20 protein-coding genes and 1 pseudogene are annotated in these 23,629 nt (G+C 70.3%); 7 read left to right on the forward strand and 14 right to left on the reverse strand.

The genetic code is table 11. The annotated features are described in order from the left end of the window. Positions 1 to 143: 143 nt before the first annotated feature. A complete protein-coding gene (locus ACIPWY_RS09490; protein ID WP_393700340.1) occupies positions 144 to 305 on the forward strand; it encodes a hypothetical protein in 162 nt (53 codons plus the stop codon). A 164-nt stretch (positions 306 to 469) separates the two neighbouring features. Further along, a complete protein-coding gene (locus ACIPWY_RS09495; protein ID WP_362906854.1) occupies positions 470 to 973 on the forward strand; it encodes a nucleoside deaminase in 504 nt (167 codons plus the stop codon). 306 nt (positions 974 to 1,279) lie between these two features. Here ACIPWY_RS09495 and xdhC read toward each other — a convergent pair whose 3' ends face one another. The 3 genes from xdhC to ACIPWY_RS09510 are packed head-to-tail and all read right to left on the reverse strand — an operon-like array spanning position 1,280 to position 5,998. Continuing rightward, positions 1,280 to 2,089 (reverse strand): xanthine dehydrogenase accessory protein XdhC, encoded by an 810-nt coding sequence (xdhC, locus tag ACIPWY_RS09500; protein WP_362906856.1) that lies wholly within the window; start codon positions 2,087 to 2,089, stop codon positions 1,280 to 1,282. Between the two features lies 1 nt (position 2,090). Then, a complete protein-coding gene (gene xdhB, locus ACIPWY_RS09505) occupies positions 2,091 to 4,520 on the reverse strand; it encodes a xanthine dehydrogenase molybdopterin binding subunit (protein ID WP_401532592.1) in 2,430 nt (809 codons plus the stop codon). Further along, the gene (locus tag ACIPWY_RS09510) at positions 4,517 to 5,998 is read right to left on the reverse strand and encodes a xanthine dehydrogenase small subunit (RefSeq protein WP_401532594.1); all 1,482 of its coding nucleotides are present in this window, start codon (positions 5,996 to 5,998) and stop codon (positions 4,517 to 4,519) included. Before ACIPWY_RS09510 ends, xdhB begins: the two co-directional genes overlap by 4 nt. Before the next feature lie 744 nt (positions 5,999 to 6,742). Here ACIPWY_RS09510 and ACIPWY_RS09515 point away from each other — a divergent pair. Next, complete coding sequence (locus ACIPWY_RS09515) at positions 6,743 to 7,198, forward strand: hypothetical protein (RefSeq protein WP_401532597.1); 456 nt, start codon at positions 6,743 to 6,745, stop codon at positions 7,196 to 7,198. A gap of 73 nt (positions 7,199 to 7,271) precedes the next feature. Here ACIPWY_RS09515 and ACIPWY_RS09520 read toward each other — a convergent pair whose 3' ends face one another. The 3 genes from ACIPWY_RS09520 to ACIPWY_RS09530 all read right to left on the reverse strand — a co-directional run bounded on the left by ACIPWY_RS09520 (position 7,272) and on the right by ACIPWY_RS09530 (position 11,327). Then, the gene (locus tag ACIPWY_RS09520) at positions 7,272 to 8,603 is read right to left on the reverse strand and encodes a class I SAM-dependent RNA methyltransferase (RefSeq protein ID WP_393700349.1); all 1,332 of its coding nucleotides are present in this window, start codon (positions 8,601 to 8,603) and stop codon (positions 7,272 to 7,274) included. Positions 8,604 to 8,715: 112 nt separating this feature from the next. Further along, complete coding sequence (locus tag ACIPWY_RS09525) at positions 8,716 to 10,764, reverse strand: APC family permease (protein ID WP_362906874.1); 2,049 nt, start codon at positions 10,762 to 10,764, stop codon at positions 8,716 to 8,718. A 191-nt stretch (positions 10,765 to 10,955) separates the two neighbouring features. Next, positions 10,956 to 11,327, reverse strand: a complete 372-nt coding sequence (locus ACIPWY_RS09530; RefSeq protein WP_362907049.1) for a metalloregulator ArsR/SmtB family transcription factor — start codon at positions 11,325 to 11,327, stop codon at positions 10,956 to 10,958. 139 nt (positions 11,328 to 11,466) lie between these two features. Here ACIPWY_RS09530 and ACIPWY_RS09535 point away from each other — a divergent pair, with 139 nt between their 5' ends. The 3 genes from ACIPWY_RS09535 (at position 11,467) to ACIPWY_RS09545 (ending at position 14,229) form a co-directional block, all read left to right on the forward strand. Further along, positions 11,467 to 12,711, forward strand: a complete 1,245-nt coding sequence (locus ACIPWY_RS09535) for an acyltransferase family protein (protein ID WP_401532600.1) — start codon at positions 11,467 to 11,469, stop codon at positions 12,709 to 12,711. A 169-nt stretch (positions 12,712 to 12,880) separates the two neighbouring features. Then, positions 12,881 to 13,552: a TrkA family potassium uptake protein gene (locus tag ACIPWY_RS09540; RefSeq protein WP_100591177.1), complete on the forward strand. Its 672-nt coding sequence runs from the start codon at positions 12,881 to 12,883 to the stop codon at positions 13,550 to 13,552. Continuing rightward, positions 13,552 to 14,229 carry a TrkA family potassium uptake protein gene (locus ACIPWY_RS09545; RefSeq protein WP_100591176.1) on the forward strand — a complete coding sequence of 226 codons (678 nt, stop codon included), beginning with the start codon at positions 13,552 to 13,554 and terminating at the stop codon, positions 14,227 to 14,229. Before ACIPWY_RS09540 ends, ACIPWY_RS09545 begins: the two co-directional genes overlap by 1 nt. Before the next feature lie 82 nt (positions 14,230 to 14,311). On the opposite strand, the gene ACIPWY_RS09550 is transcribed toward ACIPWY_RS09545, so the two are convergent. The 7 genes and pseudogenes from ACIPWY_RS09550 to ACIPWY_RS09580 form a co-directional block, all read right to left on the reverse strand. Further along, positions 14,312 to 15,061, reverse strand: coding sequence for a DUF3159 domain-containing protein (locus tag ACIPWY_RS09550; protein WP_383893407.1), 750 nt, complete (start codon positions 15,059 to 15,061; stop codon positions 14,312 to 14,314). A 3-nt stretch (positions 15,062 to 15,064) separates the two neighbouring features. Further along, positions 15,065 to 15,475 carry an OB-fold nucleic acid binding domain-containing protein gene (locus tag ACIPWY_RS09555; RefSeq protein WP_100591174.1) on the reverse strand — a complete coding sequence of 137 codons (411 nt, stop codon included), beginning with the start codon at positions 15,473 to 15,475 and terminating at the stop codon, positions 15,065 to 15,067. Positions 15,476 to 15,516: 41 nt separating this feature from the next. Continuing rightward, positions 15,517 to 16,200, reverse strand: coding sequence for a response regulator (locus tag ACIPWY_RS09560; RefSeq protein ID WP_100591173.1), 684 nt, complete (start codon positions 16,198 to 16,200; stop codon positions 15,517 to 15,519). After that, complete coding sequence (locus tag ACIPWY_RS09565) at positions 16,197 to 18,761, reverse strand: ATP-binding protein (protein ID WP_393700356.1); 2,565 nt, start codon at positions 18,759 to 18,761, stop codon at positions 16,197 to 16,199. Before ACIPWY_RS09565 ends, ACIPWY_RS09560 begins: the two co-directional genes overlap by 4 nt. 143 nt (positions 18,762 to 18,904) lie before the next feature. Further along, positions 18,905 to 19,648 (reverse strand): ABC transporter ATP-binding protein, encoded by a 744-nt coding sequence (locus ACIPWY_RS09570; RefSeq protein WP_362906884.1) that lies wholly within the window; start codon positions 19,646 to 19,648, stop codon positions 18,905 to 18,907. A gap of 73 nt (positions 19,649 to 19,721) precedes the next feature. Further along, positions 19,722 to 20,948 carry an alginate lyase family protein gene (locus ACIPWY_RS09575; protein WP_362906886.1) on the reverse strand — a complete coding sequence of 409 codons (1,227 nt, stop codon included), beginning with the start codon at positions 20,946 to 20,948 and terminating at the stop codon, positions 19,722 to 19,724. 117 nt (positions 20,949 to 21,065) lie between these two features. After that, positions 21,066 to 21,501 (reverse strand): annotated as a pseudogene (locus ACIPWY_RS09580) (ATP-binding cassette domain-containing protein); the annotation flags it as partial. Between the two features lie 185 nt (positions 21,502 to 21,686). Between ACIPWY_RS09580 and ACIPWY_RS09585 the strand changes: the two are divergent. Continuing rightward, positions 21,687 to 22,493, forward strand: coding sequence for a hypothetical protein (locus tag ACIPWY_RS09585; protein WP_393700359.1), 807 nt, complete (start codon positions 21,687 to 21,689; stop codon positions 22,491 to 22,493). Positions 22,494 to 22,860: 367 nt separating this feature from the next. Here ACIPWY_RS09585 and ACIPWY_RS09590 read toward each other — a convergent pair whose 3' ends face one another. Beyond that, positions 22,861 to 23,628 carry a DUF3710 domain-containing protein gene (locus ACIPWY_RS09590; protein ID WP_362906890.1) on the reverse strand — a complete coding sequence of 256 codons (768 nt, stop codon included), beginning with the start codon at positions 23,626 to 23,628 and terminating at the stop codon, positions 22,861 to 22,863. Position 23,629 lies beyond the last annotated feature (1 nt).

Genomic DNA, 23,629 nt, shown 5'->3' on the forward strand with positions numbered 1-23,629 from the left:
GAAAGCACAAGAGGGGCCGTCCGACCAGCCAACTCCTTCATGGTTTCGGTGACTGCCCTCGGCTGGGCCCGGCCGATGTACTTGCGCTACTCCGCCTTAACAGCATCTGAACGACTCACGGAAGGGACAGTGGAGGCCTCCTGATGACCACCCAGTCTTCTCCCGCGCGTACCCCGCAGAACATCGACGGACATCGACGAGCCGATCCCCGGTGGGGCGACAGCCCTCCGCGCCCGGACGGAACGCTCAAGGTGCGCGGGGAGTTCACCTTCTCCTCGGATCTGTCGGCGGAGGACAAGCTCTGACGGGCCGTGATCAAGCCCACCGTTTCCGCCACACCGGCGGTCACGAACGCCATCCGCTTTGCGAATTGTTGCCCCGAACGCTCTCACCGTGCGGTGTCCGGTACGGACAGAGCACGGTCAGAGCATCCGGGGAGTCCCGACCGCATGCGACAAAAGGAGTGACCATGACCGCGAACACCCAAGAAAAGAGCGTCCAGGAGCTTGAGCGCACCTGGATGGACGAGGCCATCGGCCTTGCCACCACCAGCGTGAGGAACGGCGGCGGCCCGTTCGGCGCATTGATCGCCAAGGGTGACGAGATTGTCGCGATCGGGAACAACAAGGTCACTTCGAGCCTGGACCCGACAGCGCACGGCGAGGTGAGCGCGATCCGTGCCGCCTGCCAGAAGCTGGGCACCTTCTCGCTCGAGGGCTGCGTCCTGGTGACCTCGTGCGAGCCGTGCCCGATGTGTCTTTCCTCCGCGCTGTGGGCGCGAGTCGACCGGATCATCTTCGCCGCTGACCGGGACGACGCCGCGGTGGCCGGTTTCGACGACCGCAAGTTCTACGACCTGTTCGAGAAGAAGCCCGCGGAGCTGTGGCCGCTGGCGATCGAGCGCGTGGACGTGCCGAACCGTACGGAGCCGTTCGACGAGTGGCTGGCCAAGTCCGACCGCGTCGACTACTGAAATCCCGCTTCACCCTGTGGCGTACTCGTCATACGTACACCTCGCCATACGTACGCCTCGTAACGCGTAGGTCTCATCACACGTAGATGTCATAACGCGTAGGCCGCTCCGCAAATGCCTCAGCCATCGGAATCGCTTTCCGTGACCTGGGGCTTTTGCATTTCTTGGCCGGCTTGGCGGTGCCTCGAAGTGACCGGCCCGGTCATGCCGAAGGGGTGCCCCGCATACGTGCGTTCGCACGAGCGCGGGGCACCCCTGTCGGTCCGGGCCTGTCTATCTGGTTCTGTCGATCCCCCGGGGGAAGAGTCAGCTCCAGTCTGCTTCGAAGGTGCGCAGCAGATCGGCAGCGACGCTCACGGCGATGGTCGCGGGGTCCTTGCCGGTGATGTCGGCCAGCCCGATCGGGGTCTTGATCCGGTCGATGGTGGCGTCGTCGTGGCCGCCCTCGGTCTGGAGGCGTTTGCGGAACCGTACCCACTTGGCCGCCGACCCGATCAGCCCGATGGAGCCGAGGTGGGTGGTGCGCAAGGCCGCGTCGCACAGGGCGGCGTCCTCGGCGTGATCATGGGTCATGATCAGGATGTGGGTGCCGCGCGGCAGCTCCTCCAGGACCTCCTCGGGCAGCAGCGGCGTGTGATGCACATGCACCTGCGCCACCGCATCGGCGAGTATGCCGAGCCGCTCCTTGGTGAGCATGTCGGAGCGGGTGTCGATCAGATGGAGGTCGAGGTCCTGACGTGCCAGGATGCGCGCCAGTTCCAGCCCGACGTGTCCCACGCCGAAGACCGCCACCGCCCGTACCACCGGCAGGGGTTCGAGCAGTACCGAGACCGTTCCGCCGCAGCACTGCACGCCATGCTGGTTGGTCACTTTGTCGTTCAGGGCGAAGTCGATCAGCTCCGGCTCCGCCTTGGACGCGGTGATCATCTCCCGGGCCCGGTCGATCGCGACGGCCTCGACATTGCCGCCTCCGATCGAACCCCACGCCTCGGTCTGCCCCACCACCAGTTTGGCTCCGGCGTCGCGCGGGGCGTGGCCGCGCACGGTCGCGACGGTCACCAGCACGCCGGACTCCCGGCGTGCCCGCAACCGCGCGACCGCGGCGACCCACGTCATGTCAGGCACCGCTCAACGCAGTTGCGTCAGTGAGGACCTTGCCGGCCGCGGCGTGGCCGTTGGCCGCGAAGTCCCGGGCGTGACCGTTCTGGGCGGCAGCGCCCTGGCGAGCCGCCTCGATCGCCCAGTACACCGCTTCCGGAGTCGCGGGCGAGGCCAGCTCGACGCCGACCCCGTCCGGCCCGAACGCGGCGGCGGCCTGCCGCAGCGCCTCACGCACCGAGAACGCCAGCATCAGCGGAGGCTCACCCACCGCCTTGGACCCGTAGACCGCGCCCTCCTCGGTGGCGTTCTCCATGAGCGTGACGTTGAACTCCTCGGGCATCTCCGAGAAGCTCGGCAGCTTGTACGTGCTCGCCGCCTGGGTCTGCAGCCGGCCGCGGTTCGGCCCGTCACTGGCGTCCCAGCGCAGGTCCTCGAGCGTGAGCCAGCCCGCGCCCTGTACGAACCCGCCCTCGACCTGACCGATGTCGATCATCGGGGACAGGCTGTCTCCGACGTCGTGCACGATGTCCACCCGCCGGATGCGGTAGGCGCCGGTGAAACCGTCGACCTCCACCTCGGTCGCGGCGGCGCCGTTGGCGAAGTACTTGAACGGCGAGCCCCGGAACGACTTCGCGTCCCAGTGCAGCCCCTCGGTCCGGTAGAAGCCGGACGCCGACAGCTGGACCCGCTGGAAGTACGCGGTGTGCACCAGGTCGTCCCAGGCCAGCTCCTTGTCGCTGCCCAGGGCGCGCGCGACGCCCTCGACGATGCGTACGTCCGAAGCGTTCGCGCCCAGCTGGGAGCCGGCCACCTGCAGCAGCCGCTCGCGCAGCTGCTCACAGGCGTTCTTGATCGCCCCGCCGTTGAGGTCCGCGCCGGAGCTGGCGGCGGTGGCGGAGGTGTTCGGCACCTTGTCCGTACGCGTCGGGGCGAGGCGGACCTTGTGCAGCGGGATACCCAGCGTGGTCGCGGCCACCTGCATCATCTTGGTGTGCAGGCCCTGGCCCATCTCGGTGCCGCCGTGGTTGATCAGGACGGAGCCGTCCTTGTAGATCAGCACCAGCGCGCCGCCCTGGTTGAAGGCGGTGAGGTTGAACGAGATGCCGAACTTGATGCCCGTGATCGCGAGCGCCCGCTTGGTGTTCGGGTGCGCGGCGTTGAAGGCCGCGATCTCGCGCTTGCGGTCGGCTACGCCGCCGTCCTCCTTGACCTGCTCCCAGACTGCGGAGATCCGGTCGGCCTGCGTGACCGGCTGACCGTACGGCGTCGTCTGGCCCTGGCCCGGCTGGTAGAAGTTGCGCTCGCGCAGCTCCATCGGGTCCAGGCCCAGCTGCGGTGCGCAGCGGCCCAGGATGTCCTCGATCACGATCATGCCCTGCGGTCCGCCGAAGCCGCGGAACGCGGTGTTGGAGACCGTGTTGGTCTTGGCGATGCGACCGGCGACACGCGCGTTGGGGATCCAGTACGTGTTGTCGATGTGGCACAGCGCACGGGCGAGGACCGGCTCGGACAGGTCGAGGCTCCAGCCGCCGTCCGCCACCAGGGCGGCGTCGAGGGCCTGGATACGGCCCTCTGCGTCGAAGCCGATCTTCCACTTGGCGTGGAAGCCGTGGCGCTTGCCGGACATGGTGAGGTCCTGGGTCCGGTTGAGCCGGAACCGGACCGGACGGCCGGTGAGCTTCGCGCCGAGCGCGGCGACGGCCGCGAACCCGTGCGGCTGCATCTCCTTGCCGCCGAAGCCGCCGCCCATCCGCAGGCACTGCACGGTGATCTCGTGGGAGGGCACACCGAGCACGTGGGAGACGATTTCCTGGGTCTCCGACGGGTGCTGGGTGCTGCTCTGGATGAACACCTGCCCGTTCTCGTCGACCAGGGCGAGCGCCGCGTGCGTCTCCAGGTAGAAGTGCTCCTGGCCGGCGAACTGGAACTCGCCGCTGATCACGTGCGCGGACTCGGCGAAGCCGGCGTCGATGTCGCCGTGCACCATCAGGGGCTGGGCACCGTGGTAGCTGCCCGCCTCCATCGCGTCCTGGAGCGTGATCAGCGAGGGCAGTTCCTCGAGGTCCACCTCGACGGCCGCCGCACCGAGCCGGGCCGCCTCCAGGGTCTCGCCGAGCACCCAGGCGACCGCGTGGCCGTGGAACATGACCTCGTCGGGGAAGAGCGGCTCGTCGTGCTTCATGCCGGCGTCGTTGACGCCGGGCACGTCGGCACCGGTCAGCACGCGGACCACGCCGGGCACGGCGAGCGCGGGCTCGGTGCGCAGCGCGGTGATCCGGCCGCGGGCCTTCATGACCTGCACGGGGTACGCGTGCAGCACGTCCTTGGTGCGCTGCACCAGGTCGTCGGTGTAGAGCGCGGTACCGGTGACGTGCAGGTAGGCGCTCTCGTGCGGCATCGAGACGCCGACTACCGGCTTCTCGGGTATCTCGGACAAGTGACTCATGACGACACCGCCTCGGTGGTCTGTGCGTGCAGCTTCAGCAGGCTCTGGCCGAGCATCGCGGATCGGTAGAGGGAGCTGGCTCGGTGGTCGCTCATCGGCGTGCCCTCGCCCCGCAACTCCCGGGCCGCCTCCTGGACGGTCTCGGCCGTCCACGGCTTGCCCTCCAGGGCCGCCTCGGCGGCTAGGGAGCGGATCGGGGTGGCGGCCACGCCGCCCAGGCCGATGCGCGCCTTGCGGACGATCCCGTCCTGGATGTCGAGCGCGAAAGCGACCGCGACGCTGGAGATGTCGTCGAAGCGCCGCTTGGCGATCTTGTGGAAGGCCGTGACCGGCGACAGGGGCCGGGGGATGCGCACCGCGCGGATCAGCTCGCCGGGACGGCGCACGCTCTGCCGGTAGCCGGTGAAGTAGTCCGCCAGCGGGACCACGCGTTCACCGTCGGCGTCGGCGAGCACCAGCGACGCCTCCAGCGCGAGCAGCACCGGCGGGCTGTCACCGATGGGGGACCCGGTCCCCAGGTTGCCGCCGAGGGTCGCACCGTTGCGGATGAGCCGGGACGCGAACTGCGGGAACAGTTCGGCGAGGAGCGGGACTTCGCCGTCGAGGCGGCGTTCGATCTCGGTGAGCGTCAGCGCCGCCCCGATCTCGATGTGGTCGGATTCGACGCGCAGCTCCCGCAGTTCGGGCAGCCGGTCGATCGCCACGACGCAATCCGCCCTGCGGGAACGGATGTTGACCTCGACGCCGAAGTCGGTGGAACCGGCCACCACCACGGCGTCGGGCCGCTCGCTCAGCAACTGCAGAGTCTCGGCGAGGGTGTTCTTCCGCAGGAACGTCTTGCCGTCCTGGGTGTAATCGGTGGCGACGGGTGCCGGCGGCTCCTCGTCGCGACGCTGCGCGAGCGGGTCCTCGTCGGAGGGCTCACCGACGGCGAACGCGGCATCGCGAATCGGGCGGTAGCCGGTGCAGCGGCACAGGTTTCCGCTCAGCGCGTGCAGATCGAAGCCGTTCGGACCGTGCTCGGCATCGGCATCGGCTTCGGCGGCTGCGTCATCGCCGTCCGTGCCGTGCGCGCAGCGGTCCGGCCGGTAGAACTCGGAGGCCATGCTGCAGATGAAGCCGGGGGTGCAGTAGCCGCACTGGGAGCCACCGCGGACCGCCATCTCCTCCTGCACGGGGTGCAGGGTGGCCGGTGTGCCGGGTTCGCCGACGGTGGCGAGGCCTTCGGAGGTGATGATCTCCTGACCGTCGAGCGCCGCGGCGGGGACCAGGCAGGCGTTGACCGCCACCCAGTCGGTGGGCTTGTTCACTCCGGGGCGGGCCACCAGGACCGAACAGGCGCCGCACTCACCCTCGGCGCAGCCCTCCTTGGTGCCGGTGAGGCCACGCTCGCGCAGGAAATCCAGCGCCGTGGTGTGGGGTGCAGCCGGTGAGATCGGTGCTTCTTTCCCGTTGACCGTGATCCGCGCCGCTACCATGACAGGCCTTCGTTTCGGTAAGCGATCGATCGATTCATCATGTTCGCCAATTTCAGGCAGCTTTCTGTGTTCAGACGCGCCACGTGAGAACAGTGGGCGCAGAAAGGCACGCGACAGCGACGTGCCTAAACAGGGAACGGGAAACCTGGAACGTGCCGCGAAGGGGCACATCAGGACGTGCCACGAACGGGCACATCAGAACGGCGCGAGTCAGCAGCCGTGCGCGATCCGACCGGGAACCCAGGCGGTGCACTGGGCGAGGCGACCGAGATCAGAGCTGGTGTACATCTGCTGGCCGCCTCCTTCCGGTAGTTCATGGATCGACTCTGACCGCAAACTAGTGGGTTGAGCCACAAGGGTCAAGAGGTTGACTTCGTTCCGTCGAGAAACGATCGGGCTCCACCGTGTCACGCAACGCCATCACTTGACATTGTCGACCGACACTGTCAAGTGATGGTTGGTTGCCAAGCGACAGTCGGGGCCGAGTCGTCGAGCCCACGGGCGTACTCCTCGACCACCTCGTCGGGCGGCAGGATGGTGAAGCCGAACCGCCTCCGGACCCTACGGCGCCGCTGCTGGAACGTCGCGGGTCTTCGATGGCCTTCCAGTAGGCATCGAGAAACTCGGACGGATTCCGCTCAGGACCTCGGGTCGGCAGGTGGACAAGGGTGGGGCTGGGCCTGACCCGCCGCTGCTTCTACGAGAGCTTCAAAAGTCTGGCACGCTCTGATCGCCGCGATCTTCGTGTCGATCACGCAGGAGATCAGCACCGTGATCAAGGCGTCGGTCGACGAGGGGGCCGACGGTCCGGCCCCCGGCCCCCGGACGAGCCTGAGCCGTGCCGGTACCGCCACGCCGGCCGTCCTCGTCGGGCCGGTCAAGGGCCGGTTCCTCGTCGCCGCCCAGCGTGCAGCCGGCGCTGTCGCTCCGCACCGGGAAGCGGCCCTGGACGACCTGGCGGCCCTGGTCGGCCGGGCTCTCTTCGTCACCCGCGACGGCCCTCGCCCGCTCGATCCCACCGACGCCGCCATTGCCGCCATTGCCGCCATTGCCGCCCGCAGGGTCGTCGGCGCGATACTCGCCCGGGTGGAGAGTCGGCTCGAAGGCAACGTAGACCTGTCCCGCGAGGAGGTCTCCGCGCGGGCGGTGACCGCCGCGGTAGCCATCGTCGAAGCCCTCGGCGGCGGAGCCGGCCTGTGAACTGCCGGCAGACAGTTGGCCGGGGAGGGAAAGGCCGGGCTCCTCACCTCACATGCACTGTCACACCCGCAGGTCAGGCGCCCTTCGTGACCGGCTCAAGGATCGCCACGCACTCCACGTGATGGGTCATCGGGAACAGATCGAACGCGCGCAGCATCCGGACCTTGTAGCCGCCGTCCCGGAAGTACGCCAGGTCGCGGGCCAGGGCTGCCGGGTCGCAGGCCACGTAGGCGATGCGGCGGGCGCCCAGGGATGTCAGGTGTTCCACCGTCTTCTTGCCCGCGCCCGCGCGGGGCGGGTCCAGGACGATCAGGTCGACCTCGGTGATGCCCGTGCGCGGGAGGACCGATTCGACCTTGCCCTGTTCGATGCGGACGCGGTCGAACGCGGCCAGGTTGTGGCGGGCGTCCTCGACCGCGCGCTTGCCCGACTCGATGCCGAGCACCGCGCCCTGGTCGCCGATGCGGTCCGCGATCGCGCCGGCGAAGAGGCCGACGCCGCAGTACAGGTCCAGCGCCATCTCGCCCTTGCGGGGCAGCAGGCCCTGCATGACCGCCTTGACCAGCGTGTCCGCCGCCTGCGGATGCACCTGCCAGAAGCCGCCGCTGCCGACACGGTGCGTGCGGCCGTCGGCGCGCTCGCGGACGAACCCGCGGCCGTGGACCCGGTGGATGCCGCCGTCCTTCTCGTCGACGCGCAGGACGGAGACCGGCTTGTCCAGTTCGACCAGGGGCAGGCGCGCGCCGGGGCGCGGGGTCAGGATGACCTGGCGGTCCTGGGAGCCCGTCGCCGCGATGGCCTCGACGGACTCCATGCCCGTCCAGTCGCGCTGCTCGATGCCGAGCTCGGAGACGCCGGGCGCCGCGATCATGCAGTGCTCGATGGGCTCGACCTCGTGCGAGCGGTGGCGGCGCAGGCCCGCCTTCCCGGTGTCGGGGTCGACCGCGTACTGCACGCGCGTGCGCCACTGCGGGACCTCGCCCGCCGGGAGCTTGTCGCCCTCGGCCGGCATGACCGTGCCGTCCCAGCCGGCCTCCTCGGGCGTGAGGCCCGCGAGGCGCTGGAGCTGCTCGGCGATGACCTCGCCCTTGAGGCGGCGCTGGGCGCCCGGCTTGGCGTGCTGCCAGTCGCAGCCGCCGCAGCGGCCGGGGCCGGCGTACGGGCAGGGCGCCTCGACGCGGTCCTTGGACGCCTCGATGACCGTGACCGCGTCGGCGCGCAGGAAGCGGGCGCCTTCCTCGCCGTCCGTGACGCGAGCCACGACCTTCTCGCCGGGGAGCGCGTGCCGGACGAACAGGACCTGGCCCTCGTTCGTGCGGGCGATGCAGTGGCCACCATGGGCCACGGGGCCGATCTCGACCTCGTACTCCTCCCCGACCAGCGACTTCTTCGGTTCTGCCTGCATGGCGGGGGACTCCACAACGTAAGAAAGCAAGGGACACGGCGAACGGCCGGACAACAGCCCACCAGTCTACGTGGGTGTTGTCCGGCCGCTCACCACACGACAGCCGACGGGGTCAGCCCTTGTTCGAGGGCTCCTTCGGGCGCTTCTCGACGGGGCCGCGGCGCACGGCGCCCGGCGCGTTCCAGTCCTGGCGCCTGCGGGCCCGCTTCTTGGCTGCCTCGGAGGACTCCAGCTGGTAGGGCACCGAGGTGACCATGATGCCGGGGGTGAACAGGAGGCGGCCCTTGAGGCGCAGGGCGGACTGGTTGTGGAGCAGGTGCTCGTACCAGTGGCCGACCACGTACTCGGGGATGATCACGCTGACCGCGTCGCGGGGCGATTCGCGGCGCAGGCCCTTGACGTACTCGATGATCGGCCGGGTGATCTCGCGGTAGGGCGAGTCGAGGACCTTGAGCGGTACGTCGATGCCGCGCCGCTCCCACTCCTCGCGCAGCGCCTTCGTCTCGGCCGGGTCGACGTTTACGCTGAGCGCCTCGAGGGTGTCCGAGCGCATCAGCTTGGCGTAGGCCAGGGCCCGCAGCGTCGGGCGGTGGATCTTGGAGACGAGCACGATCGAGTGGACGCGGGACGGCCGGACGCTGTCGTCCGACGGCGTCTCGGGGGCCTGGATCTCCTCGGCCACGCGGTCGTAGTGCTTACGGATCGCGGTCATCGTCGCGTAGAAGATGCACATGCCGAGGAGGGCGACCCATGCGCCGTGCGTGAACTTCGTGACGAGGACCACGACGAGCACGAGACCGGTGAAGAACGCGCCGAAGGTGTTGATGGCGCGCGAGCGGACCATGTGGCGGCGCTTGGCCGGGTCCTTCTCGGTGCGCAGGTGGCGGTTCCAGTGCCGGACCATGCCGGTCTGGCTCAGCGTGAACGAGACGAACACGCCGACGATGTACAGCTGGATCAGGCGCGTCGAGTCGGCGCCGTAGATCACGACGAGGAGCGCCGCCGCACCCGCGAGGAGCACGATGCCGTTCGAGAACGCGAGGCGGTCGCCGCGGGTGTGCAGCTGGCGCGGCAGGTAGCGGTCCTGCGCGAGGATCGAGCCGAGCAGCGGGAAGCCGTTGTACGCGGTGTTGGCGGCCAGGAAGAGGACCAGGGCCGTGGCTGCCGCGAGGATGATGAAGAGGAAGCTGCCCTTGCCGAAGACGGCCTCGGCGACCTGGGAGATCACCGGGTTCTGGACGTAGCTCCCGCCGACGGCGACGCCGTTGTGGATCAGGTCGGTCGCCGGGTTCTCGGCCATGCGGACCTTGGTCGTCATGGCCAGGGCGATGATGCCGCAGAACATGGTGACGGCCAGCAGGCCCATCGCCGCGAGCGTGGTCGCCGCGTTCTTCGACTTCGGCTTGCGGAACGCCGGTACGCCGTTGCTGATCGCCTCGACCCCGGTGAGCGCCGCACAGCCGGAGGAGAACGCGCGCAGCAGCAGGAAGACGAGGGCGAAGCCCGCGAGGCCCTGGTGCTCGGCCTTGATGTGGAAGTCGGCGGTGGGCGCCTTCATGGTGTCGTCGAGGACGAGCCCGCGGAACGCGCCCCACGCGATCATGATGAACACGCCGGCCACGAAGACGTAGGTCGGGATGGCGAAGAGCTTCCCGGACTCCTTCACGCCACGCAGGTTCATCAGCGTGAGCAGGACGATGACCAGGACCGCGCACAGGACCTTGTGCTCCACGACGAACGGGATCGCCGAGCCGAGGTTCTCGATGCCGGAGGCGATCGACACGGCGACGGTGAGGACGTAGTCGACGAGGAGGGCGCTCGCGACGGTGAGGCCGGCCTTGGGGCCGAGGTTCGTCGTCGCGACCTCGTAGTCGCCGCCGCCGCTCGGGTACGCGTGGACGTTCTGGCGGTAGGAAGCGACCACGGTGAACATCAGCACCACGACCGCGACGGCGATCCAGGGGCTGAAGTGGTACGCCGACACGCCCGCGATAGACAGGACCAGCAGCACCTCTCCCGGCGCATAGGCCACGGAGGACAGCGGGTCGGAGGCGAAAACGGGGAGGGCGATGCGCTTCGGCAGGAGCGTTTCTCCGAGCCGGTCGCTGCGCAGAGCGCGCCCGATCAAGATCCGTTTGGGCACGTCGGTCAGTTTGGACACGCAGAGGATCGTAAGCGTTCGAACGGGGGGCCGCCCACCCACCACCCCCCAAGTGCACCGGAACCTCACACCGGGCCCCTGGCCGGGCGGTCCTGGCGAGGGCTCATGGCCCCGGTCGCCGCCGGAACGGGAGGCGGATCGCCCCACCTTGTCCTAGTTCGAACGCAGCCGTGACCTAGGGCAGTGTCCCCTTAGGCCCCGGCCCCGCGGAGCCGGGCGGCCGGGGTCCCGTCGGCGCGTTCGGCGAGGCGGCCCACGAGCAGCCGCACCACGGCCACGATGTCCGGGTCGTCCACGAAGTAGACCTGGCGGCGCCCCTCGCGCCGCGACCGCACGAGCCCGGCGAGCTTCAGCTTGGTGAGGTGCTGGCTCACGGCGGGCAGCGCGCCGCCGACGCGTTCGGCGAGCCCTGTGACATCGCTCTCACCCTGTGCAAGGGCCCACACGATGTGCAGCCGGGCCGAGGAGGCGAGCAGTCCGAAGGCGCCGGCCGCCTCGGCGATGACCTCGGCGGGCGGGTCGTCGAAGGCGGGCCGGTCACCGAATTCGCGTACGCGCGTCACCACCGTCGTCGTCCTCTTCCACATCCGCTTCGGCTCACCGGGCCGAGGAGGACCTCAGTCTAGGTGGGCCCTGTGACGCCGGTAACGCCGCTGTGGCCCGGGTTTACGCGGGAGAGGAGGGGTGGTTACGGTGCGGGAGATGTCCCGCAGCCACCTTCCCGGGCAACGGCCGGTCACGCCTCGGGGTGACCATGCCGCGCCGTTGCCCGCATACGCGTCCGTGCCCGCCACGCTCCCGCTGGAGAAGCCGCCGACGACGCACGGGCAGGACGGGGAGGGAGCGGAGAGAGCGGACGAGCCGCGGGCGCTCGCGGAGAGGCCTGCCAAGCAGCAGGCCAAACAGTCGGCCAAGCCGCGGGACGCGTTCTTCGACAACGCCAAGTACCTCGCCGTCGTCCTGGTCGCGATGGGGCACGCCTGGGAACCCCTGCGCGGCGACAGCCGGACGGCGGCCGCGCTCTACATCACCGTCTACACGTTCCACATGCCGGCGTTCATCGTCATCTCCGGCTACTTCTCGCGCAGCTTCGACGCGAGCCCGGCACGCCTCAAGCGCCTGGTGACCGGGGTGGCGGTGCCGTACGTGATCTTCGAGGTCGCGTACACCTTCTTCAAGCGCTGGGCGGACGACGACCCGACGTACCCGATCAGCCTGCTCGATCCCTGGTACCTCACCTGGTTCCTGGTCGCGCTGTTCGTGTGGCGGCTCACCACCCCGCTGTGGAAGATCGTCCACTGGCCGGTGCCGCTCGCGCTGGCCGTCGCGGTGCTCGCGTCCGTCTCCCCCGACATCGGCGACGACCTCGACCTCCAGCGCGTCCTGCAGTTCCTCCCCTTCTTCGTGCTCGGGCTGGTCCTCAAGCCGGAGCACTTCCAGCTCGTACGGCGTCGCGAGGCGCGGATCCTGGCCGTACCGGTGTTCGCGGCCGCGCTGCTGTTCGCGTACTGGGCGGCCCCGCGGATGAACGCGGCCTGGTTCTACCGCCGTGACAGCGCCCAGGAACTCGCCGCCCCCGGCTGGTCGGGCGCCGTCATGACGCTCGCCATGTTCGGCTGCTCCGTCGTGCTCGTCGCGTGCTTCTTCGCGTGGGTCCCGCGCCGCAAGATGTGGTTCACGGCGCTCGGCGCAGGCACCCTCTACGGCTATCTGCTGCACGGCTTCGTCGCCAAGGGCTCCCGCTTCTGGGACTGGTACGACCTTCAGTGGCTGCACACCCCGCTCGGCGAGATCACCGTCACGCTGGCCGCCGCCGCCCTCATCACCAGCCTGTGCACGCCGCCCGTACAGCGCCTCTTCCGCTTCGCGATGGAGCCGGACCTGAAGTGGGCGTTCAGGCGGGACGTGGCCGGGATTGCGGGCAGGGGCGGCGGGCCGCGAAGCTGATCAAGCTTCCGGCTACGCGGATGCTGGCAACGGAGGCCATGCGGCTTAAGCTCGTCTCCTGGCAACGCGGCACGCGATTGCCTCTAGTTGCCCGGCAGACTGAGAGAGAAGAGTGAGCGAGATGTTTTCGCAGGTCATCGGGGCGACCAGGAGTGCGGGGTAGCGGCCGGTGCACATCGTCATCATGGGGTGCGGCCGGGTGGGTTCCGCCCTCGCACAGACCCTTGAGCAACAGGGGCACACGGTCGCGGTCATCGACCAGGACCCCACGGCCTTCCGGCGCCTTGGTTCCGGCTTCGGCGGCCGCCGCGTCACCGGGGTCGGCTTCGACCAGGACACCCTGCGCGAGGCGGGCATCGAGGAGGCCGGCGCGTTCGCGGCCGTCTCCAGCGGTGACAACTCGAACATCATCGCCGCCCGCGTGGCCCGCGAGATGTTCGGCATCGAGAACGTCGCGGCCCGTATCTACGACCCGCGTCGCGCCGAGGTCTACCAGCGCCTGGGCATCCCGACCGTCGCGACCGTGCGGTGGACCGCGGACCAGATGCTGCGCAGGCTCCTGCCGTCCGGCGCCGAGCCGCTGTGGCGCGACCCCACCGGGGGCGTCCAACTCGCCGAGGTGCACGCCTCGGTGGCGTGGGTGGGTCACAAGATCAGCCGGCTCCAGGAGGAGACCGGCGTCCGGGTCGCGTTCGTCACCCGGCTCGGCGAGGCGATCCTGCCCACGTCGCAGACGGTGCTGCAGGAAGGCGACCTGGTGCACGTGATGATGCGCACCGACGACGTCGAGAAGGTCGAAGCGGCGTTCGCCGAGGGTCCTGAAGAGGAGGGCGGTCACTGATGAGGGTCGCCATTGCCGGAGCGGGTGCGGTGGGCCGTTCCATCGCCGGTGAGCTCCTGGAGAACGGACACGAGGTCCTTCTCATCGACAAGGCGCCGACCGCCATCTCGGTCGAGCGCGTCCCGCAGGCGGAGTGGCTGCTCGCCGACGCCTGCGAGATCACGTCCCTGGACGAGGCGGCGCTCCAGCGCTGCAACGTGGTCATCGCGGCCACCGGCGACGACAAGGTCAACCTCGTCGTCTCCCTGCTCGCGAAGACCGAGTACGGGGTCCCGCGGGTCGTCGCCCGCGTGAACAACCCCAAGAACGAGTGGCTCTTCAACGAGTCGTGGGGCGTCGACGTCGCGGTCTCCACGCCGCGCCTGATGTCCGCGCTCGTCGAGGAGGCGGTGAGCGTGGGCGATCTGGTCCGCCTGCTGCGCTTCAGCCACGGCGACGCGAACCTGGTGGAGCTGACGCTGCCGCCCGAGTCGGCGCTGGCCGGCACGCGCGTGGGCGACGTCCAGTGGCCCGAGGACACGTCCCTGGTGACGATCATCCGCGGGACCCGGGTCCTCGCCCCGTCCCAGGACGACTCCCTGGAGGCGGGCGACGAGCTGCTGTTCGTGGCCGCCCAGGCCCGCGAGGAACAGCTCGAGGACCTGCTGTCGGTCCGCCGCGAGGACGTCGCGGGCTGAGGGTTCTCCCGTAGGTACGAAGCGGGGCCCCGGAGTGCGAACTCCGGGGCCCCGCTTCACGTGACGTCCGCCGTCGGCGCGGTCACACCTCCCGGCGATGACGCGCGCCCGCCTCCTTGCCCGCGGCCTTGGCTTCCTTCTCGGCCTTCTCGGCCTTCTCCTCCGCCTCCATCTCCGCGAACACGTCGATGGGCGCGGGCGCCTTCGCGAGGAAGACCCAGGTCAGCCAGACGGCGAGGAGGAACGGCGGGATCTTCAGGGCGATCAGGACCCAGCCGAACTTCGTGGTGTCGGCCCACCAGTACATCGGGAAGAGGATCGCGCACTTGGCGAGCAGGATCAGGCCCCAGGCCCAACTGGCCTTGGCGTAGGCCTTCTTGCGGCCGGGGTTGCGCGTGCGCCAGGAGAGGTTCTCCTTGAAGACCGGTCCCAGGATCAGGCCGATCAGGGGCACCCCGCACAGCGTGGTCACGATGTAGGCGACGGCCAGGCCCAGCGTGTAGAGCATGCCGGGCAGGTAGAAGTCCTTGGCATTGCCCGTCATCATCGCGAAGACGACGCCGAAGGCCACGCCGAAGACGCCGCTGAAGGCGTGCTTGACGGTGTCCTTCATGACCAGGCGGACCACGACCAGGACCAGGGACACCGCGAGGGCCGCGATGGCCGACATGTGCAGGTCCTTGTTGATCGTGAAGATGGTCACGAAGAGGAGACCGGGAACGACGGTCTCCACCAAGCCCCGCACGCCGCCGAAGGCCTCGAAGAGGGCGGCCTCGGTCACCGCCTTCGAGTCGGATTCCTGATCCGCGGTCGGCTTGTCGAGGGACGTCACCGGCTACTCCCGTCCGAGCGGTCTGAGTTCGTACTTCGGGTTGAAGAGCACCCTACGGCCCCGGCTCATCGAGACCCGTCCGGAAGCGATCAGCTTGCGGCCCGGCTCGATGCCGACGATCGACCGGCGGCCGAGCCATACGACGTCCAGAGCCGCGGAGCCGTCGAACAGCTCCGCCTCCAGGGCCGGGACTCCGGCGCGTGGTCGGAGGGTGACCGTGCGCAAGGTACCAGTAACGGTGACTATCTGCCGGTCCTGGCAGTCGCCGATGCGGGTACAGCCCGTGGTCTGCGAGTCCTCGCGCAGCTCCTCCGACTCCAGGTCCTCCTGGGAGGAGGACAGCCGGTCGAGCATGCGCCGGAAGCGGCCTGCCGGCTTCTCGGACGGCGTATCGGAACGAGGGACAGCACTCATATATGAAGCGTACCGGGGGTCGGGGACAACGGATGAGCGGGTCAGCGCTCGAAGCGATAGCCCATGCCGGGCTCCGTGATGAAGTGGCGCGGGTGGGAGGGGTCCGACTCCAGTTTGCGGCGGAGCTGGGCCATGTAGACGCGCAGATAGTTCGTCTCGGTGCCGTAGGAGGGGCCCCAGACCTCCTGGAGGAGCTGCTTCTGGCTGACCAGGCGGCCCGTGTTGCGGACCAGGACCTCCAGGAGGTGCCACTCGGTGGGGGTCAGGCGCACGTCGCGGCCGTCGCGGTTGACCTTCTTCGCGGCCAGGTCGACGGTGAAGTCGTCGGTCTCGACGATGCCCTCGTCCTCGCCGCCGCCGGTGGGCTCGGCCCGGCGGACCGCGGCGCGCAGGCGGGCCAGGAGCTCGTCCATGCCGAACGGCTTGGTGACGTAGTCGTCGGCGCCCGCGTCGAGCGCCTCGACCTTCTCGTCGGAGGAGTGCCGGGCGGACAGCACCAGGATCGGTACGCGGGTCCAGCCGCGCAGGCCCCTGATCACCTCGACGCCGTCCATGTCGGGCAGGCCCAGGTCGAGCACGACGACGTCAGGGTGGAACGCGGCGGCGAGCTGCAGCGCGCCCGCGCCGTCGGCGGCGGCCTCCACCTCGTACTTGCGCGCCTTCAGGTTGATGACGAGGGCGCGCACGATCTGCGGCTCGTCGTCGACCACGAGCACCCGGGTCATGCGTACCTGCCTCTCTGAGCAATGGCTGAGCTGGTGGGGGCGGCCGGCGGGTGGCCGGGCGCGGCGGTGAGCGTGAGGACCATGGTCAGGCCTCCGCCGGGGGTGTCCTCCGCGGTGAGCGTGCCGTTCATCGCCTCGACGAAGCCGCGCGCGACGGCGAGGCCGAGGCCCACTCCGGCGCCGCGCGGTGCGTCACCGTAGCGCTGGAACGGGGCGAAGATGCGGTCCTTCGCGCTGTCGGGGACTCCGGGCCCGCGGTCCACGACGCGGACCTCGACGCGGTCGCCGAGTGTGCTGGCGGAGACCAGCACGACGCCGTCCGTCTCGTCCTCGGGGCTGTACTTGACGGCGTTCTCGACGATATTGGCGACGGCGCGCTCCAGGAGCCCCTTGTCCACGGTGACCATGGGCAGGCTCTCCGGGATGTCGAGGTCGACGCTGCCGTCCGGGACGCCCACCAGCGCCATCGGGACCACCTCATCGAGATCGATCTCGCGCATCAGCGGGGTGACGGTGCCGGTCTGGAGGCGGGACATGTCGAGGAGGTTGCCGACGAGGTGGTCGAGGCGGTCGGCGCCCTCCTCGATACCGGCGAGGAGTTCCGCCTGGTCCTCCTCGGACCAGGCGACGTCGTCGGAGCGCAGCGAGGAGACGGCCGCCTTGATGCCGGCGAGCGGGGTCCGCAGGTCGTGGCTGACGGCGGCGAGCAGGGCGGTGCGGATGCGGTTGCCCTCGGCGAGGGTGCGGGCCTGGTCCGCCTCGGACTGGAGGCGCTGGCGGTCGAGGACGACGGCGGCCTGGGCCGCGAAGGCGGCCAGGACGCGGCGGTCCTCGGCGGGCAGCACCCGGCCGGACAGGGCGAGCGCCATGTGGTCGCCGACGGGCACGTCGACGTCCGCGTCCTCCGGCCGTTCCAGCGGGTGCGGCCCGACGCCGGCGGCGCAGGTCCACGGTTCGACGTCGCTGGCGCGTTCCAGGAGTGCCACGGAGTCCATGGCGAAGGTCTCGCGGACCCGGTCGAGCAGTGCGTCGAGGCTGTCCTCACCGCGCAGGACGCTGCCGGCGAGGAAGGAGAGGATCTCGGACTCGGCCCGCAGCCTGGCGGCCTGATGGGTGCGCCGTGCCGCCAGGTCGACGACGGACGCGACCGACACCGCGACCCCTACGAAGATCACGATCGCGACGATGTTCTTGGGGTCGGCGACGGTGAACAGGTGCAGGGGCGGCGTGAAGTAGTAGTTCAGGAGGAGTGAGCCGAAGGCTGCCGAGGCGAGTGCCGGGAGGAGGCCGCCGACGAGGGCCGCGGCGACCGTCACGGACAGGAAGAGGAGCATGTCGTTGGCGAGGCCGAGATCGGCCTCGCCGTGGATGAGCGCGAGGGCCAGCAGGGCGGGTCCTGCGACGCCGACGAGCCAGCCCCAGATGATCCGGGAGCGGCCGAGGCGCGCACCGCGCGTGACGGGCAGGCCGCGGCCCTTGGCCACTTCCTCGTGCGTGACGATGTGCACGTCGAGGTCGGGGCCCGACTCGCGGGCGACGGTCATGCCGACGCCGGGTCCGAAGATGTACTGCCATGTCTTGCGGCGCGAGGAGCCGAGGACGATCTGGGTCGCGTTGACGCCGCGCGCGAATTCGAGGAGCGCGGCCGGTATGTCGTCCCCTATGACGTGGTGGAAGGTGCCGCCCAGGTCCTCGACGAGGGTGCGCTGGAGCGCGAGTTCCTTGGGGGAGGCGGCGGTGAGGCCGTCGCTGCGGGCGATGTAGACGGCGAGGATCTCGCTGCCCGAGCCCTTGGCGGCCATCCGCGCCGCGCGCCTGACGAGGGTGCGGCCCTCGGGTCCGCCGGTGAGGCCGACGACGATGCGCTCGCGGGCCTGCCAGGTGGTGCGGATGTTGTGTTCGCCGCGGTACTGCTGGAGGTATTCGTCGACGCGGTCGGCCACCCACAGGAGGGCCAGTTCGCGCAGGGCGGTGAGGTTGCCGGGGCGGAAGTAGTTGGAGAGGGAGGCGTCGATCCGGTCGGGTTTGTAGATGTTGCCGTGCGCCATGCGGCGCCGCAGCGCCTGCGGCGACATGTCGACCAGTTCGATCTGATCGGCGCGGCGCACGACCTCGTCGGGGACGGTCTCGCGCTGGCGCACGCCGGTGATCGACTCGACGACGTCGCCGAGTGACTCCAGGTGCTGGATGTTGACGGTGGACACGACGTCGATGCCGGCCGCGAGGAGTTCCTCGACGTCCTGCCAGCGCTTGGCGTTGCGGGAGCCGGGCACGTTCGTGTGGGCGAGTTCGTCCACCAGGGCGACGTCGGGGTGCCGGGCCAGTACGGCGTCGACGTCCATCTCGGTGAAGACGGCGCCGCGGTGGGTGAGCTCCTTGCGGGCGATCTGTTCGAGGCCGTGGAGCATCACCTCCGTACGGGGCCTGCCGTGGTGCTCGACGAAGCCGACGGCGCAGTCCGTGCCCCGCTCGATTCGGCGGTGGCCCTCGGAGAGCATCGCGTACGTCTTGCCGACGCCCGGTGCCGCACCGAGGTAGATCCGAAGCTTGCCGCGTCCCATGGCCCCATTGTCTTCCCGCTTCACGTGTTGTACGCAGCGTCGACCCTACGGCCACCAATTGCGGCAAATGGGGCGAGGGGGCGGCGGACGTGCGTCTTTGACGCAACTCTGATGCGGGCCGCGCCGCACCGGCGGCGTTTCGGTCAGCGCCCCTTACCTGCGGTGATCTCCGTGATCTCGCCGTCGCGCAGTTCGAGGACCCGGTCGGCGAGGTCGAGCAGCGCCGCGTCGTGCGTGGCGACGAGCGCGGTGACGTGTTCGCTGCGCACGACGGCGCGCAGCAGTTCCATGACGGCGAGGCCGGTCTCGGCGTCGAGCTGGCCCGTGGGTTCGTCGGCGATGAGGAGGGCGGGCCGGTTGGCGAGCGCGCGGGCTATGGCGACGCGCTGCTGCTGGCCGCCGGACAGCTCGCCGGGACGCTGCTTGGCGTGGTCGGCGAGGCCGACGAGAGCGAGGAGCAGCTCGACGCGCTCCTCGCGTTCGCGTGGGTCGGCCTTGCGCAGCCGCATCGGCACCCCGACGTTCTCGGCGGCGGACAGGATCGGGATCAGGCCGAAGGACTGGAAGATGAAGCCGATGCGGTCCCTGCGCAGTTCCAGGAGCCCGTTCTCGCCGAGTCCGGAGAGGTCCTGGCCGTCGACGGTGATGCGGCCGCCGTCGGGTTCGTCGAGCCCTCCGACGAGGTTCAGCAGCGTCGTCTTGCCGGATCCCGAGCGGCCTTTGAGGGCCACGAGTTCGCCGCGCGGCACCTCGAAGGAGACTCCGCGCAGGGCGTGCACGGCCGCGGCCCCGGTGCCGTAGGACCGGTGCAGGTCCTCGATGACGACCATGGGGCCGGCGCCGTCCCGGTCGACGACGGCGGTCCCCGCTTCCGTGCTCTGACTCATGTGCGCTCCCCCGTGCGTTCCCCGGCCGGGCGCCAGTATGGTCACGCGGCGCCCGGCCGGGCAATGGCCGGGATCAGTTGGGGTTCTCGGCGTGGGTCAGGGTCTCCCAGGCGACGAACAGGTTGTTGGAGCCCGCCGGGCGGTTCTGCTCGGTGAGCTTCTGGGTGTTCGTCATGGCGTTGCCGAGGCGGGTGTGCATCGCGTTGTAGCCGACCTCGGTGACGGGGCCGAGCCCGCGCTTGACGGATCCGCCGCACAGCCAGCTCGGCGGCGCCTCGCCCAGCTCGTACTTGGCCTGGAAGCCGAGGGCCTGCTGGAGGCGCTGCCCGACGTCGGTGCCGTACAGGTCCTGGCCCTGGATGCGGCTGGTCTCGGCGATGTGGGAGATGGCGGAGATGCCGTATCCGGTGTGCGTGAAGTCGCGGCAGGTCTCCTGGGTGAGGCCGGTGACGAAGGTGGACTGCCCCTGCCAGTAGCTGACGATCTTGGCCTTGGTGTCGAGGTGCTGGCTCGGCACGGTCTTCGGCAGATCACCGTCGGAGGCGAGGTAGACGTAGGCGGCCGTGCGCGTACGGAATATGGCCATGGCCTTGTCGTACGACGTCTTGTCCTCCAGGAAGACGGAGATGCCGACGGCGGCCTCCATCATCGACAGCTCCCAGTTCCCGTTGGAATTCGAGCCATTGATGATCTTGGGGAGGTAGACGTCGCGCAGCATCGTCCGGAAACGGCCCTCGTTCGCCCAGCCGCCGGTGTACGTGTACTTGATGATCTCGGCGGCCTTGGGCCAGGAGGAGCCGGCCCAGCCGGTCTGGAGCGGCGCGTTGCTGTTGGTGTGCTCCTTGATGGTGGCCGACCAGGCGTCCATCAGCTCGATGGACTTCTTCGCGTAGCGGTCGTCGCGCGTGATGTACCAGGCCAGCGCGTCGGTGTACGCGGCTATCGCGTCCTCGCGCTCGTCGGTACAGCCGTAGTTGGGGTCCGAGTAGGAGCCGCACTCGACGGTGGCGCGGGGCTTGGCGGTGCGCGTGAGGGAGGCGTACTTGCTCGCCAGCATCTGGTCGTACGCGCCCTTCCAGGGCTGGGCGCCTGCGTTGACCTTGTCGCGGGCGAAGTCCAGCTGGCCCTTGGAGACGGTGACGCCGGGGTGGGCGAAGGCGGCGGGTGCGGCGTCGGCGCGGTCGGCGCCGGGCCAGGCGAGGAGGGTCGCGACGAGTGCGGTGACCGTCGTCGCGAGGGTGGCGAGGAGGGCGGTACGTCGTCTGCGCCGGTGGCGCGCGGGGGCCGTTGTGTTCGGCATGTGGGGGGCCATCCGTTCTTCTATGTGAACGTGAAGTGCCTTTATGAACGCGGCTGTTGGCCGGAGACCCTAGGTACGTACCAGCCTTCCGTCAAGAGGTGAAGAAAGAGCCGCAGTTCAGCCGTCGGAGCGGTCGTCACGATCCGGCCATACGCCCACGTGGCCCGCCTCCCCGGTGAGCCGGACGCGGCCGCGGAGCCCGTACCGCTCCACGTGGTCGCGCGGCAGCTGGAGCTGGCCCGCCCGGTCCAGAACCGTGAACTCCTCGCCCTCTTCCCCGCGTTCGCGCAGCGTCTCCGTCGAGGTGCGGCCGTCGCGGATGCGGACCGTGCGGCGCACCTGGCCGGAGACGAGCGGGTCGTGGGTGACGACGAGCACGGTCGCGCCCAGCTCCTCGTTGGCCCGGCGCAGAGCCGCGAACACGTTTTCCCCGCTGGCTGGGCTCGTCGGCCAGCAGGACACGCGGCGCGTTCGCCGTCGCCACCGCGACCGCGACGCGCTGCTGCTCACCACCGGACAGCTCGGCGGGGCGCCGGTCGCGGCAGTGCGCGACCGCGGCCCAGCCCGTGGCGGCCGCGGTCGGCTCGGGTACGCCTCCGGGGACGAGTCCGGCCCGGCCGAGGAGCCGCATCGGGGCCCCGCGAGGAACGGCGCGGCGAGCCCGGCGGGCAGCGCGACGCTCGCCCACAGCGCTGCGGTGGCGGCCGCGATACGGGGCGTGCCGGCGCCGCGCGCGGCGTGCACCGCCAGCTCGGGGCGGCGGTGTTCGGCGAGTTGACGGGCGGTGAGGACGAGCGCGGTGGCGGCGAGGGCGGCCAGCAGGGTCGCGGGCACGTACAGGCCGGCGCGGGCCACCGCGACGGAGGTGCCGAGCTCGTCGAGCGCGTTCTCCAGGCCGGGCACGACGCCGAGCCGGGTGGTGGGCGTACGGCCGCGGTACACGGACAGCGAGACGTCACTGCCGCTGAACCGCTCGGCGCGCCGGGCGAGCGGCCCGATGTCGTCGATCCGCAGCCGCCCCGCGTCCGGCACCCCGAGCCACAGCTCGCTCGCGTCCCGGGAGAGCCCGGCGCTGTCCGTGATCACTCGGCGCGGCACGAGGGCGATCGTGTCGGGCGTGCCGAAGGCGGAGGCGACGCTCGCCCACAGGGCGGGGCTGCGGTCTCCGGTGCGGTACAGCCCACAGACCCGCAGCCGGAGCCGCTTCTTGTCGGCGGTACGCACGGTGAGACTGTCACCGGCGCGGACGCCCAGTCCGGAGGCGAGCACCTCGTTCAGGGCGGTCTCGGGGTCATCCCCGCCATGCGGCCAGCGCCCGGACACGAGTTCGGCGTGCTGTCCGGCCCCTTCGAGGGCGCCGACGGCGACGGTCGCGTCGGAGCGCGGGCGCCCGGCGGCCTCCACGACGGGCAGTTCGGTGGAGCGGGCGGACGGCGCCCGCAGCGCGGACCAGGTGTGGTGCGCCACGCCTGCGTACGTGCGGTCGAGCGCGGCCCGCACATCGCGGTCCAACTCCCGTCCGCCGGCGGCACGGTAGCCCCCTGACACCTCGACGACGGCCGCCGGATCGGCGGCCGGCCGACGCTGAACCCCGCCCTCGACGGCCTTCTCGGTGAGGGCGGCGAGCGCGGCGAGCACCGTGGCGGCGAGCAGGACCGCGAGCCCGGCGGCAACCAGAACCAGCCGGTGGTGCCCGCTCCCCCGCACCACGGCAGGCACCCGCCGTACGTCCACGAACCGGTCTCCCCCCGTATGCGCGGCACATTAGGGGGTTCCGCGAAGGCCTCGCAATGGTCTGGACAACCTTCAACTGCCAAGCTGCACAACGGTTCACCGCCGGCCATACAACGCCGATGGGCCGCACACTCCCATGGAGTGCGCGGCCCATCGATGGCCGTACTACTGGTGCGGCTCAGCGCACCTCGGTGATCTCGGGGCCGCGCGCCAGCTGCCCCATGCCGCCCGCGAACCGCGAGCCTTCCTGCTGCTCCTGCTGGACGCCCTCGGCGACCATCTGCGCGTCGTCCGGCAGCTTCAGGACGATCGGGTCGCGCGGAGCCATCGGGCCGTCACCACGGACCACGACGGTGTCCCGGAAGATCTGCTCGAGAAGCCCGGCGGCCTGCGGCTGCACCGCGCCCTGCCCGGAGATCACTCCGCGCAGGAACCAGCGGGGGCCGTCGACGCCGATGAACCGGACGACCTGGAAGCCGCCCGTGCCGTCCGGCAGCTGCACCGGCACCTGGGCCCGCAGCTCCCAGCCGAGCGGACCCTCGACCTCGTCGATCACGCCACCCTGCTGAGTGATGCCCGAGGCGATCTCCTCACGGACCTCGCCCCAGATGCCCTCCTTCTTGGGGGCGGCGAAGCCCTGGAGCTGCACGGCACTGTCCTGGAGGACGACGGTGGCGGCGACGATCGCGTCGCCCGCGACCTCGACCCGCAGCTCCATGCCCTCGACTCCGGGCACGAAGAGTCCGCCCAGGTCCACGCGGCCCTCGCCGGGCTCACGGACCTCGGAGGAGTCCCAGGGGCCGTCGGGACGCGGCTCGGGCTCGAGCCGCGCGCGCTGCGGCTCGTCCTCGTCCGCGTCGCTGTCGCCGGCTACGCCGTCGACGACCTGCTCGGCCTCGCCCGCCGCGTCATCGGCGGCGCCGTTCTTCTTGCGACGTCCGAACACG

This window comes from Streptomyces sp. NPDC090032, from assembly GCF_044748025.1.
Taxonomy (GTDB): Bacteria; Actinomycetota; Actinomycetes; order Streptomycetales; family Streptomycetaceae; genus Streptomyces.

What these genes read in the sequence shown, in the direction of transcription:
- ACIPWY_RS09510 (WP_401532594.1), bottom strand. Translation starts at nt 5,998, where the DNA reads ATGGTAGCGGCGCGGATCACGGTCAACGGGAAAGAAGCACCGATCTCA.
- ACIPWY_RS09555 (WP_100591174.1), bottom strand. Translation starts at nt 15,475, where the DNA reads ATGAGTGCTGTCCCTCGTTCCGATACGCCGTCCGAGAAGCCGGCAGGC.
- ACIPWY_RS09520 (WP_393700349.1), bottom strand. Translation starts at nt 8,603, where the DNA reads ATGCAGGCAGAACCGAAGAAGTCGCTGGTCGGGGAGGAGTACGAGGTC.
- ACIPWY_RS09570 (WP_362906884.1), bottom strand. Translation starts at nt 19,648, where the DNA reads ATGAGTCAGAGCACGGAAGCGGGGACCGCCGTCGTCGACCGGGACGGC.
- ACIPWY_RS09535 (WP_401532600.1), top strand. Translation starts at nt 11,467, where the DNA reads ATGTCCCGCAGCCACCTTCCCGGGCAACGGCCGGTCACGCCTCGGGGT.
- ACIPWY_RS09560 (WP_100591173.1), bottom strand. Translation starts at nt 16,200, where the DNA reads ATGACCCGGGTGCTCGTGGTCGACGACGAGCCGCAGATCGTGCGCGCC.
- xdhC (WP_362906856.1), bottom strand. Translation starts at nt 2,089, where the DNA reads ATGACGTGGGTCGCCGCGGTCGCGCGGTTGCGGGCACGCCGGGAGTCC.
- ACIPWY_RS09565 (WP_393700356.1), bottom strand. Translation starts at nt 18,761, where the DNA reads ATGGGACGCGGCAAGCTTCGGATCTACCTCGGTGCGGCACCGGGCGTC.
- ACIPWY_RS09575 (WP_362906886.1), bottom strand. Translation starts at nt 20,948, where the DNA reads ATGCCGAACACAACGGCCCCCGCGCGCCACCGGCGCAGACGACGTACC.
- ACIPWY_RS09490 (WP_393700340.1), top strand. Translation starts at nt 144, where the DNA reads ATGACCACCCAGTCTTCTCCCGCGCGTACCCCGCAGAACATCGACGGA.
- ACIPWY_RS09545 (WP_100591176.1), top strand. Translation starts at nt 13,552, where the DNA reads ATGAGGGTCGCCATTGCCGGAGCGGGTGCGGTGGGCCGTTCCATCGCC.
- ACIPWY_RS09495 (WP_362906854.1), top strand. Translation starts at nt 470, where the DNA reads ATGACCGCGAACACCCAAGAAAAGAGCGTCCAGGAGCTTGAGCGCACC.
- xdhB (WP_401532592.1), bottom strand. Translation starts at nt 4,520, where the DNA reads ATGAGTCACTTGTCCGAGATACCCGAGAAGCCGGTAGTCGGCGTCTCG.